8 protein-coding genes are annotated in these 14,040 nt (G+C 60.6%); 4 read left to right on the top strand and 4 right to left on the bottom strand.

Going from position 1 to position 14,040, the window contains the following annotated elements; all coding sequences use genetic code 11:
• Nucleotides 1-93: 93 nt before the first annotated feature.
• Both J4E42_RS27950 and J4E42_RS27945 read right to left on the bottom strand, forming a co-directional pair.
• Nucleotides 94-1,002: a DMT family transporter gene (locus tag J4E42_RS27950; protein ID WP_207286665.1), complete on the bottom strand. Its 909-nt coding sequence runs from the start codon at nt 1,000-1,002 to the stop codon at nt 94-96.
• A gap of 71 nt (nt 1,003-1,073) precedes the next feature.
• Complete coding sequence (locus J4E42_RS27945) at nt 1,074-2,684, bottom strand: methyl-accepting chemotaxis protein (protein ID WP_404943264.1); 1,611 nt, start codon at nt 2,682-2,684, stop codon at nt 1,074-1,076.
• A 426-nt stretch (nt 2,685-3,110) separates the two neighbouring features.
• Between J4E42_RS27945 and aceK the strand changes: the two genes are divergently transcribed.
• The 3 genes from aceK (at nt 3,111) to J4E42_RS27930 (ending at nt 10,347) form a co-directional block, all read left to right on the top strand.
• On the top strand, nt 3,111-4,829 hold the full coding sequence (gene aceK / locus J4E42_RS27940) for a bifunctional isocitrate dehydrogenase kinase/phosphatase (RefSeq protein WP_207286663.1): 1,719 nt from the start codon (nt 3,111-3,113) through the stop codon (nt 4,827-4,829).
• Nucleotides 4,830-4,990: 161 nt separating this feature from the next.
• Nucleotides 4,991-8,902, top strand: coding sequence for an ATP-dependent RNA helicase HrpA (hrpA, locus tag J4E42_RS27935; RefSeq protein WP_207286662.1), 3,912 nt, complete (start codon nt 4,991-4,993; stop codon nt 8,900-8,902).
• 323 nt (nt 8,903-9,225) lie between these two features.
• Entirely contained in the window at nt 9,226-10,347 is a 1,122-nt protein-coding gene (locus J4E42_RS27930) for a beta-ketoacyl-ACP synthase III (RefSeq protein WP_008043468.1), read from the top strand.
• Between the two features lie 162 nt (nt 10,348-10,509).
• Here the strand turns inward: J4E42_RS27930 and J4E42_RS27925 are convergent, their stop codons facing one another.
• Nucleotides 10,510-11,826, bottom strand: a complete 1,317-nt coding sequence (locus J4E42_RS27925) for a putative porin (RefSeq protein ID WP_008029035.1) — start codon at nt 11,824-11,826, stop codon at nt 10,510-10,512.
• Between the two features lie 284 nt (nt 11,827-12,110).
• On the opposite strand from J4E42_RS27925, the gene J4E42_RS27920 reads away from it, so the two are divergent.
• Nucleotides 12,111-13,235 (top strand): GNAT family N-acetyltransferase, encoded by a 1,125-nt coding sequence (locus tag J4E42_RS27920; RefSeq protein ID WP_207286661.1) that lies wholly within the window; start codon nt 12,111-12,113, stop codon nt 13,233-13,235.
• Nucleotides 13,236-13,250: 15 nt separating this feature from the next.
• Here J4E42_RS27920 and aqpZ read toward each other — a convergent pair whose 3' ends face one another.
• A complete protein-coding gene (gene aqpZ / locus J4E42_RS27915) occupies nt 13,251-13,946 on the bottom strand; it encodes an aquaporin Z (RefSeq protein WP_008029032.1) in 696 nt (231 codons plus the stop codon).
• Between the last annotated feature and the right edge of the window lie 94 nt (nt 13,947-14,040).

Here is a 14,040-nt window from a genome sequence, read left to right as displayed (position 1 = left end):
CCGCTATCGCCGGCAAGCCAGCTCCTACAAGGTCCACGCGAACCCTGTAGGAGCTGGCTTGCCGGCGATGGCGTCATCACCAACACCACATGATTATCGGGCCACCACCTCAGCCTTCTTCATCACCGAAGGCTTCAACACCAACCACAACGCCGCCGCAATCAACACCCCGCCATACACATGCGCCATCGACAACGGCTCGTCCAGCAGCAACGCCCCCCACAACACCCCGAACGGCGGAATCAGGAACGTCGTTGTCATCGATTTCAAAGGCCCGATCGAGCTGAGCAGGCGGAAGTAAATGATGTACGCAAACGCCGTGCACCCCAGCCCCAATCCCAGCAACGACAGCCACACGCTCCAGCCGCCCCAGCTCGCCGGTGGCTGGCTGATCACGCTGTAGCCGAACAACGGCAACAGGAACAAGGTAGCCCCGAGCATGCTGCCCAGTGCCGAAAGACGACTGTCGAGCCCGCCGGCCTGATCGAGCCAGCGGCGGGCGAGGAACCCGGCAAAACCGTAACAGGTGGTGGCGAGCAGGCAGGCGAGGGCGCCCATCAGCAGTTGCAGGTCGAAGGCCACCGGGCCGGCACGGGTCAGCACGCCAACACCGAACAAACCTAGAAACACCCCGCCGAGCTTGGCCGCAGTGAGCCGCTCACTGAAGAACAGGCCGCCGATCAACACGCCCATCAATGGCGTGGTGGCGTTGAAGATTGCCGAGTAACCGGCGGGCAGCACCTGGGCTGCCACTGAATAGAGGGTCGCTGGTATCCCGGAGTTGATCACCCCGAGCAGCATCACGGTTTTGAGCTTGCCCTTGAAATCCCAGCTGATGCGCATCAACCCGACAATCATCAGCAACCCGACCGCCGCAATCGACACGCGGAAAAACGCCGTGGGGATGCTGCCAATCACTGGGGCGATGATGCGCATGAACAGGAAACTCGCGCCCCAGATGGCCGCCAGCGACAGTAAACGAACGATATCGACAGGGCTCACGGTGCACTCCTTCCTTGATGGGGACGAGAGTGTTGCCGAGAGCCTTGCCTATGGCAACCGAAAAACCGGCATCAAATTATGAAACGTGTCACCAGACCGTTGAGGTCGATTGCCAGCCGCGACAGTTCCTGACTGGCGGCTGAAGTCTGGGTGGCGCCGGCGGCGGTCTGGGTCGAGAGATCGCGAATGGTCACCAGGTTCTGATCGACTTCCCGGGCCACCAGCGCTTGCTGTTCGGCGGCGCTGGCGATGACCAGGTTGCGTTCGTTGATCTGCGAGATCGATGCGGTGATTTTTTCCAGCGCGCTGCCGGCACTGTTGGCCCGGCGCAAGGTCTGGCTGGCGTGTTCGGCACTGCTTTGCAGCGCGCTCACCGTGGCCCCGGTGCCGTGCTGAATGTTGTTGATCATCAGCTCGATTTCTTCGGTGGAGTTCTGGGTGCGTTGCGCCAGCGAGCGCACTTCATCGGCCACCACGGCAAACCCGCGCCCGGCTTCACCGGCGCGTGCGGCTTCGATGGCCGCATTGAGCGCCAACAGGTTGGTCTGCCCGGCGATGCCGCGAATCACTTCCAGCACTTTGCTGATGTCCTGCGCCTGAACCGCCAGGCCCTCGGCCCGTTCCGAGGCGCCGAGCACTTCGCTGACCAGCCCCTGAATCGCGGTGATGGTTTCAGTGACCTGCACGTGGCCGTGCTTGCTGTCCTCGTTCGACGCCTGGGAGGCTTCGGCGCTGGACACGGCATTCGCGGCGACCTCGTCCACCGCAGTGCTCATCTCGGTGACGGCGGTGGCGGCCATCTCGATCTGGTCGTTCTGCTGCTGCAGGCCGCGAGTGCTTTCCTCCATCACCGAACTCATCTCCTCGGCTGCCGACGCCAGTTGGCGCGCCGAGTCGCTGATGCCGCGAATGGTCGTGCGCAGGTTGCCTTGCATGTCGGCGAGGGCGTTGAGCAATTGCGCGGCTTCGTCCTTGCCGTGGCTGGCAATCTGTCCGCTGAGGTCGCCCGCGGCAATCCGGCGTGCGACCTGCAGCGCCTGATTGATCGGCGTAGTGATGCTGCGCGTCAGCAACCAGGCCAACAGCAGCGTGGCAAGCAGCGCAATCACGATGATCGTGCCGACGATCCATTGCGCGCGCTGGTACATCAACGCGGCGGCGTCCGCAGCGGTATCTGCGCCTTGCTGATTGAAACTGATCATCGATTCCAGGGATTTATCCAGCACGATGCCCTGCGGGGCCAGTTCACTGTTGAGGCGGGCGTAGGCCTGTTCATCCTGGCCGGCATCGATCTGCGCGAGGATCTGATCGAGGATGGCCAGGTACTTCGCAACGGCGGCATTCAGGCTGTCGAGCATGGCCCGTTCCTGGTCGCTGGACAGCAGCGTCTTGTGGTCGTTGAGGCGCTTTTGCAATTCCTGGCGTTGCGCGTTGAGAATGCCTTTGCTCCTTTCCCGCACAGCGCTCTGGTTGTTGGCGATCAACCGCAACGATTCCAGGCGGATGGTGGCGATGTTGGACGCGCTGTCATGGATGCTCTCGATGCTCGGCATCCACGATTCTTCGATGACCGATGCACTCTCGCGCAGGGTCGCCATCTGACCCAGGCCGAACATCCCGACCAGCACCAGCAGGCTGGCCAGCACAGCAAAACTCAAGCTCGCGCGCAAACCTATGCGCATGTTCCTTATAGGCATCTTATGTGCTCCTTGGGCATTTTGAGAGGTAGTCCTCGTGGACCGAAGATCTTGTTTTTAGGCGGGTGAACGCGGGGTGTATATCAAAGTGCCATTATCTTGGTAAGACCAGTTCGAGAGCACTTTTCAGGCGGGCAGGCTTTCAGGAAAAAGCAGAAAACCAGGTGGCTGACATTTGCCTGACCGTGGATTGGATCCGTACGCCTGATAATCAGAGGGCTGTAGATGAATCGATTAAGTGGATGGAGAGTGACTTTTGAGGTCGTTTGCTGACCGAACGGTCGATTAAAAAAAGTCTGAAAAAACTGCGCCCATGAGTGATTCATTCGTTTTCGGACCGAAATTAGGCTTCTCCTGCACCCGGTTCACTGGCTAAGCTCAGGCCTTCCGAATTCCCGTAGAGGTCTCACCATGCCGCAGCAATGGCCAGCCGCCGACATCGCCCGAATGATCCTCGATGGCTTTGACGATTACCGCGAGCATTTCCGGCAGATCACCGACGGCGCCCGGGCGCGTTTCGAGCAAGCCCAATGGCAGGAAACGCAAATCGCCTCGGCGGCGCGGATCAACCTCTACGAAGATAAAGTCAGCGAAACGGTGGACCGGCTGCGCATCGCGTTCGACGCCGACACGCTGGATGTCAGCTGCTGGCCACTGGTCAAAAGCGCCTACATCAGCCTGATCGACCTGCGCTTCGACGATGAACTGTCCGAGACCTGGTACAACTCGATCTTCTGCGGGCTGTTCAGCCACGACCTGATCAGCGATGGCTGCATGTTCATCCACACCACCCGGCCAAGCCTGCGCCGGGCGCGCGCCGCGCAAACCCGCACCTACAAACCTCAGGGGCAGTTGTCAGGCATGTTGGCGAGCATTTTTGCCGACTACCGTTTCAGCGAGGATTACGCCGACCTCGCGGGCGATCTGCGTCGCCTCGAAGCACAGCTGCGCGAGAACCTGCCGGACTGGGTGTGCAAGGATCCCGAGCTGAGCGTCGAGCTGTTTTCCTCGGTGTTGTACCGCAACAAGGGCGCTTACCTGGTGGGGCGCATCTACACCACCGATGAGCAATGGCCGCTGGCGATTCCGCTGCTGCACCTTGAGGGCCGTGGCATCCAGATCGATGCGTTGATCACCGACGAAGCCGACGTGTCGATCATCTTCTCGTTCACCCGTTCCTACTTCATGGTCGATGTGCCGGTGCCGGCGGAGTTCATCGGTTTCCTGCGGCGGATCTTGCCGGGCAAACACATCGCCGAGCTGTACACCTCGATCGGTTTCTACAAGCACGGCAAGTCGGAGTTCTACCGGGCGCTGATCAACCACCTGGCCAGCACCGACGACCAGTTCATCATGGCCCCCGGCGTGCGCGGCATGGTGATGAGCGTGTTCACGCTGCCGGGTTTCAACACCGTGTTCAAAATCATCAAGGACCGTTTCTCGCCGTCGAAAAACGTCGACCGCGCGACGGTGATCGAGAAGTACCGACTGGTGAAAAGCGTCGACCGCGTCGGGCGCATGGCCGATACCCAGGAATTCGCCGATTTCCGTTTTCCGTTGAGCAAGTTCGAGCCGGCGTGTCTGGAAGAATTGCTGGACGTGGCGGCGTCTACCGTGTCGGTGGAAGGCGACACGGTGCTTATCCGCCACTGCTGGACCGAGCGGCGGATGACGCCGTTGAACCTGTACCTGGAAAACGCCAACGAGGCGCAGGTGCACGACGCGCTGGAAGATTACGGCCTGGCGATCAAGCAACTGGCGGCGGCGAACATTTTTCCCGGCGACATGTTGCTGAAAAACTTCGGCGTCACCCGTCACGGTCGCGTGGTGTTTTATGACTACGACGAGATCTGCTTCCTGACCGAAGCCAACTTCCGCCACATCCCGCAACCGCGCACGCCGGAAGACGAAATGGCGTCCGAGCCGTGGTATTCGATCGGGCCGCTGGATGTGTTCCCCGAGGAGTTCCCGCCGTTTCTGTTTGCCGATTCCGCGCAGCGGCGCTTGTTCGATCAGTTGCACGGCGAGTTGTACAACGCCGATTACTGGAAAAGCCTGCAAGAGGCGATTCGTGCGGGCAAGGTGATCGATGTGTTCCCGTATCGGCGCAAGGGCCTCGATACCGAATGACATCGTGCAGGTGACCACCGACCTGTAGGAGCCGGCTTGCCGGCGATAGCGGACTCACTGACGCCATCGCCGGCAAGCCGGCTCCTACAAGGGATCTCGCTTGTCCTCTAAATCTGCGACAATCCGCCCCCTGCGCCACTAGACGACTTATTGCGTACCTGATGACTGACGAATCGCCTTCACTCGACAAACTGCTGAAAAACCTCGATCACGCCATGCTCGCCGACCGCCACCGGCTGCGTCGGCAGTTGCTTGAGCTGCGCAAGAAACCCGACGAAGCCAAGCTGGCCCAGTGGGTGGCGCGCATGCAGGCGTCCTGTGATCAGGTGTTGGCGCGGCGCGCCAGCCTGCCGGTGATTCGTTACGACGACAGCCTGCCCATCGCCGCCAAGCGCGATGAAATCAAGGAAGCGCTGCTCAAGCATCAGGTGCTGATCATCGCCGGCGAAACCGGCTCGGGCAAAACCACCCAGCTGCCGAAGATCTGCCTGGAAATCGGTCGCGGCCAGCACGGTCTGATCGGCCACACCCAGCCGCGTCGAATTGCGGCGCGCAGCGTGGCGAGCCGGGTCGCCGAAGAACTGGCGACGCCATTGGGCGCGCTGGTCGGCTATCAGGTGCGGTTTGAGGATCAGAGCGATTCCAATACGCTGATCAAACTGATGACCGACGGCATTCTGCTGGCGGAAACCCAGAACGACCGCTACCTCGAACGCTACGACACGATCATCGTCGACGAAGCCCACGAACGCAGCCTCAACATCGACTTCCTGCTCGGTTACCTGAAAACCCTGCTGCCCCGTCGTCCGGACCTGAAAGTCATCATCACCTCGGCGACCATCGACCTGGAGCGTTTCTCCAAGCACTTCGACGATGCGCCCATCGTTGAGGTCTCCGGTCGCACCTTCCCGGTGGAAACCTGGTATCGCCCGCTGACCCTGGAACAGGATGAAGAGGGCAACCGCGTCGAGGATGACCTGACCGTGGATCAGGCGATCCTCGCCACCCTCGACGAAATCGCCGCGTTCGAACGCAGCGAGCGCAAGAGCCCTGGCGATGTGCTGGTGTTCCTGCCCGGCGAGCGCGAGATTCGCGACGCCGCCGACATGCTGCGCAAGGCGCAACTTAAACACACCGAAATCCTGCCGTTGTACGCACGTTTGTCGCCGGCCGAACAGCAGCGGATTTTCCAGTCGCACCCGGGGCGTCGCGTGGTGCTGGCGACCAACGTCGCTGAAACGTCGCTGACCGTGCCGGGCATTCGTTACGTGATCGACAGCGGCACCGCGCGCATCAGCCGCTACAGCTACCGCGCCAAGGTCCAGCGCCTGCCCATCGAAGCGATTTCCCAGGCCAGCGCCAACCAGCGTAAAGGTCGATGCGGTCGGGTTGAGCCAGGCATTTGCGTACGGCTGTTCAGCGAAGAAGACTTCATCGGTCGCCCGGAATTTACCGACCCGGAAATTCTGCGGACCAACCTCGCGGCGGTGATTTTGCAGATGCTGCATCTGCGCCTCGGCGAGATCACCGATTTCCCGTTTATCGAGCCACCCGATGGCAAGGCCATCAGCGACGGTTTCAACCTGCTGCAAGAGCTGTCGGCGGTGGACCGCAACAGCCAGCTGACCCCGCTGGGGCGCCAATTGGCGCGTCTGCCGGTGGACCCGCGCATGGGCCGCATGCTGCTCGAAGCGGCGAAACTCGGCAGCTTGCAGGAAGTGCTGATCGTCGCCAGCGCGATGTCGATTCAAGACCCGCGCGAGCGTCCGCCGGAACGTCAGCAAGCGGCGGATCAGGCGCATGCACAATGGAAAGACGTGGACTCGGACTTCGCCGGGCTGGTCAATCTGTGGCGTGGTTTTGAAGAACAGCGCCAGGCGCTGACGGCCAGTCCGTTGCGTAACTGGTGCCGCAAGAATTTCCTCAACTACCTGCGGCTGCGCGAGTGGCGCGACTCGCACCGTCAGTTGAGCCTGATCTGCCGCGACATGCAGCTGAGCCTGAACAAAGAGCCGGCGGATTACCCCAAGCTGCACAAAGCCGTGCTCTCGGGCCTGCTCAGCCAGATCGGGCAGAAAACCGATGAAGGCGATTACCTCGGTGCCCGGCAGCGGCGCTTCTGGATTCACCCGTCATCGGGCCTCGGCAAAAAGCGCCCGCAATGGCTGATGACCGCCGAACTGGTGGAAACCACCAAGCTCTACGCGCGCATGGTCGCGAAGATCGATGCCGACTGGATCGAGCCGCTCGCGGGGCACCTGATCAAGAAAAACCACTTCGAACCCCATTGGGAGAAGAAGCGCGGGCAGGTCGTGGCGTTCGAACAGATCACCTTGTTCGGGCTGATCGTGGTCGGTCGCCGGCCGGTGCATTACGGGCCGATCGATCCGGTGGTGTCCCGTGAGTTTTTCATTCGCGAAGGCCTGGTACGCGGCGAGATTCAGTCCAAAGCCAAGTGCCTGACCGCCAACCAGCAACTGCTGGAACAACTCGACGAGCTGGAAGCCAAGGCTCGCCGTCGCGACATTCTGGCCGACGAAGAAACCCTGTTCGCCTTCTACGATGCGCGACTGCCGGCGGAGATTCACCAGACCGCGACCTTCGACAGCTGGTATCGGGTCAACAGCCAGAAAGACCCGCAGTTGCTGATCATGCGCGAAGAAGACGTGTTGGCCCGTGAGGCCAGTGAAGTCACCGCGCTGCATTACCCGGACACCTTGCACATCGGCGATCTGGAACTGGCGCTCAGTTACCATTTCGAACCGAACCACCCGCGTGACGGCGTGACCCTGCGCGTGCCGGCGCCGCTGTTGCCGATGCTGCCGCCGGAACGTCTGGAGTGGCTGGTGCCCGGCGTGATCGAGGCCAAGTGCATTGCCTTGGTGCGCAACCTGCCCAAGGCGTTGCGCAAGAATTTCGTGCCGGTGCCGGACTTCGTCAAAGCCGCGTTGCAGCGCATGACCTTTGCCGAGGGCTCATTGCCTCAGGCATTGGGGCGCGAGTTGCTGCGCATGACCGGTGCGCGGGTCAGCGATGAAGCCTGGGCCGAAGCGGCGCAGCAGGTCGAAAATCACCTGCGGATGAACCTGGAAATCGTCGATGGCCAGGGCAAGTTCCTCGGCGAAGGACGAGATCTGGCGGAGCTCACCGCGCGATTCGCTGAAGCCAGCCAGGCCGCACTGGCCGTCCCGCAAACGGCAAAAAGTCAGCAACCGGTGGAGGCGAAAGTCTTCGCCGCCGTGGCGGAAAAGACCCAACAGAAGATCGCCGGGTTGTCGATGACGGTGTATCCGGCGCTCGTCGAAGAGGCCGGCACGGTCAAGGAAGGGCGGTTCTCGACGCCGGCCGAAGCCGAGTTCCAGCATCGCCGCGCGTTGCAGCGCCTGCTGATGCAACAACTGGCGGAACCGGCGAAGTTCCTGCGCGGCAAGTTGCCGGGCCTGACCGAGCTGGGCCTGATGTACCGCGACATGGGCCGCGTCGACAGTCTGGTGGAAGACATTCTGCTGGCCAGTCTCGACAGCTGCATCCTCGACGGCGAAGACCCGTTGCCGCGTGATGGCGCCGGATTGGCGGCGCTGGCCGAACGCAAACGCGGCGGCTGGACCGAGCATGCCGAGCGTCTGGCGAAGCTGACCCTGGAAATTCTCAAGCTCTGGCACGGCCTGCAAAAACGCTTCAAGGGCAAGATCGATCTGGCGCAGGCCGTGGCGTTGAATGACATCAAGCAGCAGCTCAGTCATCTGGTGTATCCGGGTTTCGTCCGCGAAACGCCGATGCAGTGGCTCAAGGAGCTGCCGCGTTACCTGAAAGCCATCGAGCAGCGCTTCGAGAAACTGGCTGCGCAGGTGCAGAAGGATCGGGTCTGGAGCGGTGAGTTGTCCGGCCTCTGGACTCAATACCAGACTCGCGCCAGCAAACATGCCCAGGAAGGTAAACGCGATCCGCAGCTGGAGCTGTATCGCTGGTGGCTGGAGGAGTACCGGGTTTCGCTGTTCGCCCAGCAGTTGGGGACGAAGGTGCCGATCTCCGACAAACGCCTGAACAAGCAATGGACCCAAGTGGAGCCATAGCACGACCCTTGTAGGAGCCGGCTTGCCGGCGATGGCGATTTCAAAGACGCCATCGCCAGCAAGCTGGCTCCTACAGGTTCGTCATACCCCATCCGTCAATTCCAGAATCGTAAGGCCGATCGGCTCGCAAATAGGGTCAAACCCCAACGTTTATGGCAAACTTCGCGCCTATAAACGCCGGCCCCGCGGTTTTGAGCCTCCACAGGTTCGGGCGGTTCGGAATAAAGCGATGCCAGGTTTGCTTCCTGTGACGGGAACAGACCCTTTATGTATTGGTACGTCGGTGCCAATGCTTTCTGCCTGAACAGATTAGAGAAACGACCATGCATAACGTCGTCATCAGCGGCACCGGCCTGTACACCCCGGCCAACAGCATTTCCAACGAAGAGCTGGTGCAGTCTTTCAACGCTTACGTCGCGCAGTTCAACGCCGACAACGCCGACGCCATCGCCCGTGGCGAAGTCGAGGCATTGACCGAATCCAGCGCCGCGTTTATCGAAAAAGCCTCCGGTATCAAAAGCCGCTTCGTCATGGACAAGGACGGCATTCTCGACCCGCAACGCATGACGCCACGCCTGCCGGAGCGCTCGAACGACGAGTGGTCGGTCCTCTGCCAGATGGCCATCGGCGCCGCCGAGCAAGCCTTGCAGCGTGCCGGCAAAACCGCGGCGGACATCGACGGCGTTATCGTCGCTTGCTCCAACCTGCAACGCGCCTACCCGGCCATCGCCATCGAAGTCCAGGAAGCGCTGGGCATCCAGGGTTTCGGTTTCGACATGAACGTGGCCTGCTCTTCGGCGACCTTCGGCATTCAAGCGGCGGCCAACAGCGTGCAACTGGGCCAGGCCCGGGCAGTGCTGATGGTCAACCCGGAAGTCTGCACCGGTCACCTGAACTTCCGTGACCGTGACAGCCACTTCATCTTCGGCGACGCGGCCACTGCGGTGATCATCGAGCGAGCGGACCTGGCGACGTCCAAGTACCAGTTCGACGTGGTCAGCACCAAGCTGCTGACCAAGTTCTCCAACAACATCCGCAACAACTTCGGCTTCCTCAACCGCGCGGCGGAAGAGGGCATCGGTGCCAAGGACAAACTGTTCGTGCAGGAAGGCCGCAAGGTGTTCAAGGAAGTCTGCCCGATGGTGGCCGAGCTGATCGGTGCGCACCTGGAAGAGAACCAGCTCAACGTCGGCGACGTGAAGCGCTTCTGGCTGCACCAGGCCAACCTCAGCATGAACCACTTGATCGTGAGGAAACTGCTGGGCCGCGAAGCCACCGAAGCAGAAGCCCCGGTGATTCTCGACACCTACGCCAACACCAGCTCTGCGGGCTCGGTGATTGCGTTTCACAAGAACCAGGATGATCTGGCGGCGGGTTCGCTGGCGGTGCTCAGCTCGTTCGGCGCCGGTTATTCGATTGGTAGTGTGATTCTGCGCAAGCGTTGAGTTGTCGCGGTAAATGAAAAGATCGCAGCCTGCGAAGGCTGCGATCTTTTTTTTGCATAAAAAAACTCGCGCTGCTGAATCGGACGGATGATGGGGACCGATACAGCAGCGCGAGTTTGTAAAAGCAGTTTGGGCGTCCTTGCCCGAACCGTGTAGCAGGGATCAGAACTTGGCTTCGGCATCCAGTTGCAGGGTGTTGATTTTCGAGTCCCGCAGGGTGGCGTTGGTGTAGTCGGAATCAGCCATGAAGTACGTCGCGCCGAGGGCGAAGTTCTTGTCGATCTCGTAGCTCACTTTCAACTTGCTGCCGCGCGAACCGGTGAAACCGTTGGCGAAGTCAGAGTCGGTGAAGGCGCCGACCACGGCGTTACGCTGTACGTCACGATAGTTGTAGTCCACGCCGAAGCCGAAGACGTTGGTCTTGACACCGGCCAGCCAGCCCATGTCCTGATCGTTGCTGGCATCGTCGTTGTTGACGACTTGACCGTAGATCGACAATGGCATTGGCAGGCCGCCGATGTCGAGCTGACCAAAGCCTTCGTACAGTTTGAACTGCTCGTTCGCCGTGTTGCCGTTAATAGCCAGTCGGCAGGTGTTCGCCGCACAGGTATTGTTGATGTCGTTGTCGTTGTCGTAAGCGTAGAGACTGCCACCCAAGGTCATTTTCAGGTTGTCAGTGATCGCGAAACGCGCGCCCAACTGGCCTGAGTACAGACGCAGGTCGTGGCGGAACTGCTTGCCTTCGCCGTCGACGTTGTCCTTGAGGGTGAAATGGCCGGCGCTACCGAACAGCTCGGTGCTGCCGCCCAGCGGGTATTTGTAAGTCACTGCCAGACCTTCCGGGTTGATGTCGCTATCCCAGATGATGTCGCCCATGCTCACCCATGGTTGCGCCATCTTGCCGCCGATCAAGTGCAGATTCTTGATGGCGTCAGGGTGGTAGTCGACGTAACCCTGGTCCAGCCAGATATCCTTCTTGGTGAAGTTGCCATCCAGGCTCTGGTTGGTGGAACGAGAGTCGTTGTCGCTGCCAGTGGCAATACGGATGCCGGTGTCCACTTGCGGGTTGATTGCAGTGTAGGCACCCAGGCGGACGCGAATACGTTGACGATCCTGGTCACCGGTGTTGGAAACACCGTCGTTCTTGACTGTTTCCTGGCGGAAACGCACGTCACCCTTGAACTGGGTCTTGGCAGCCCACGCCAGTTTCTGGTCGAAGGTGCTCAGTGCTTCGGTTTTCTTCGCGGTGGCCGCGATCTGCTCGTTAGTCTCTTGCTGAGCCTGACGGGCGATTTGCTGATCCTTCTGATCCCTGGCCAGCTCGGCTTGCAACTCGCTGTACTGCGCGTTGGTAATCGAACCGTTAGCCTTCAGCATGTCGAGCAGTTTGGCGTCGACTGCGGCGCTGGCCGGAACACTCATGGCCAGCAGCAGACCGCCACACAGGGCCGCCGCAGTTTTCGTGGAAGCAAGACGCATATCAATCTCCGAAGATGAGAGGGGATGACTTAGCCATCCAGGGCACAACCGACCGATGTCGGACGGAAAACAGTGATCGGGCTAAGAACCCGACGCTCTAAAAACTGGCGCCAGTATCGCGATGGTTTATGACAAGGCAGTGGCAAAGTGATGGCGGCTCGATGACGATACAAAGTGCGAAGGAACTTTCTATTCCGGGCCCTGTCGGCGGATCACGAGTGTGGATTGCGCCTCGATAGGCGATACTCGCGAGGCTTTTACGCCAAGAAGTGGAGAGGGAAGTGATGCCGCTGCAACGCCTGGAACGTCTGTCCGAAATAGCCCCGCACACCTGGGATGCCCTGGTGCCGCAAACCCAGCCGTTTCTGCGCCATGCCTTTCTCAGTGCACTGGAAGACAGTGGCAGCGTCGGCGCGCATTCCGGTTGGCAGCCCGAGCATTTGTTGCACATGGACGGGGACCGGTTGATCGCCGCGCTGCCCAGTTACCGCAAATGGCATTCCTATGGCGAGTACGTGTTCGATCACGCCTGGGCCGATGCCTGCGAGCGTGCGGGCATCGACTATTACCCCAAACTGTTGACCGCCGTGCCGTTCAGCCCGGTCAGCGGACCGCGCTTGCTGGCGGCCTCGGTCGAGGACGGTTTCGAACTGCTGAAGAGTTTGCCGGGCTACCTCGAGATCGAAGAACTCTCCAGTGCGCACATCAATTTCACCGATCCGTTCACCGACGCGGCGCTGGCCGAACAACCTGGCTGGCTGCAGCGCATCGGCTGTCAGTACCACTGGCAAAATCGCGGCTATCGGGATTTTCAGGACTTCCTCGACGTCCTCAGTTCGCGCAAGCGCAAGCAGATGCGCAAAGAGCGCGAGCAAGTGGCGGGGCAGGGGTTTGATTTCGAGTGGCTGGAAGGCAAGCAACTGGATCAGGCGCAGTGGGATTTCGTTTACGCCTGTTACGCCAACACCTACGCGGTGCGCCGGCAAAGGCCCTATCTGACGCGGGAATTTTTCAGTCTGTTGGCCGAGCGCATGCCGCAATCGATTCGCGTGGTCCTGGCCAAACAGGGCTCACGGCCGGTGGCCATGGCCTTCAGCCTGGTGGGCGGCGACAGTTTTTATGGACGTTACTGGGGCTGTCTGGCGGAGTTCGATCGCCTGCATTTCGAGACGTGTTTCTATCAAGGGATGGACTACGCAATTGCCAACGGTTTTCAGCGTTTCGATGCCGGTGCTCAGGGTGAGCACAAACTGATTCGCGGGTTTGAACCGGTGATCACCCATTCCTGGCACTACTTGCGCCATCCCGGCTTGAAAGCCGCCGTCAAAGACTTCCTTCATCAGGAGCGTCTCGGCGTCCTGGCCTATGCCGAGGAAGCGAGGACCGCCTTGCCTTATCGACAGGACTGATCCTCCTCCATGGGGTCAAGTGCCTTCCTTGCCCAGCCACCGATACGTCACACCACCGACCACCGCACCCAGCAGCGGCGCGACCCAGAACATCCACAGTTGCGCGATCGCCCAGCCGCCGACAATCAGGGCCGGGCCGGTACTGCGGGCCGGGTTGACCGAGGTGTTGGTGATGGGAATCGAGATCAGGTGGATCAGTGTCAGGGCCAGGCCAATGGCGATCGGTGCCAGCCCGGCCGGCGCACGTTTGTCGGTGGCGCCGAGGATGATCAGCACAAACATCGCCGTCATCACCAGCTCACAGACAAAGCCTGCGGCCATCGAGTATTTGCCAGGGGAGTGTTCGCCGTAGCCGTTGGAGGCCAGGCCGGCGGAGAGGTCGAAGCCTTCCTTGCCGCTGGCGATGTAGTAGATCAACGCGGCGGCGATGATCCCGCCGATGACCTGGGCGATGATGTAGGCGGGTAGTTCCTTGGCGGGGAATCGGCCACCGACTGACAAACCGACCGATACGGCGGGGTTTAGATGGCAACCGGAGATGTGGCCGATGGCGAAGGCCATGGTCAGTACGGTGAGACCAAACGCGATGGCCACACCGAGCACTCCGATTCCAAGCGGAGAAGACGCGGCCAGAACCGCACTGCCGCAACCCCCCAACACCAGCCAGAACGTACCTAACAACTCAGTGACTGAACGTTTGAACAGAGACATGAGAGTGTCCTTGATAGGTTTCCTATCGAGACTGTATCGAGTTATGCATCCTGCAGATTTACGACAGGCTCATCTCCAGAACCTTGGCTGAGTA

Origin of the sequence: Pseudomonas sp. FW300-N2A2 (assembly GCF_017351735.1) — a bacterium.
GTDB lineage: Bacteria > Pseudomonadota > Gammaproteobacteria > Pseudomonadales > Pseudomonadaceae > Aquipseudomonas > Aquipseudomonas migulae.
The sequence above is the reverse complement of the archived record's forward strand: the minus strand, read 5'-3'. Positions and strand labels throughout refer to the sequence as shown.

Bases quoted from the DNA above. Each gene is read 5' to 3' on its own strand.
- J4E42_RS27930 (WP_008043468.1), top strand. From the start codon at position 9,226: ATGCATAACGTCGTCATCAGCGGCACCGGCCTGTACACCCCGGCCAAC.
- J4E42_RS27945 (WP_404943264.1), bottom strand. From the start codon at position 2,684: ATGCGCATAGGTTTGCGCGCGAGCTTGAGTTTTGCTGTGCTGGCCAGC.
- aqpZ (WP_008029032.1), bottom strand. From the start codon at position 13,946: ATGTCTCTGTTCAAACGTTCAGTCACTGAGTTGTTAGGTACGTTCTGG.
- hrpA (WP_207286662.1), top strand. From the start codon at position 4,991: ATGACTGACGAATCGCCTTCACTCGACAAACTGCTGAAAAACCTCGAT.
- J4E42_RS27925 (WP_008029035.1), bottom strand. From the start codon at position 11,826: ATGCGTCTTGCTTCCACGAAAACTGCGGCGGCCCTGTGTGGCGGTCTG.
- aceK (WP_207286663.1), top strand. From the start codon at position 3,111: ATGCCGCAGCAATGGCCAGCCGCCGACATCGCCCGAATGATCCTCGAT.
- J4E42_RS27920 (WP_207286661.1), top strand. From the start codon at position 12,111: ATGCCGCTGCAACGCCTGGAACGTCTGTCCGAAATAGCCCCGCACACC.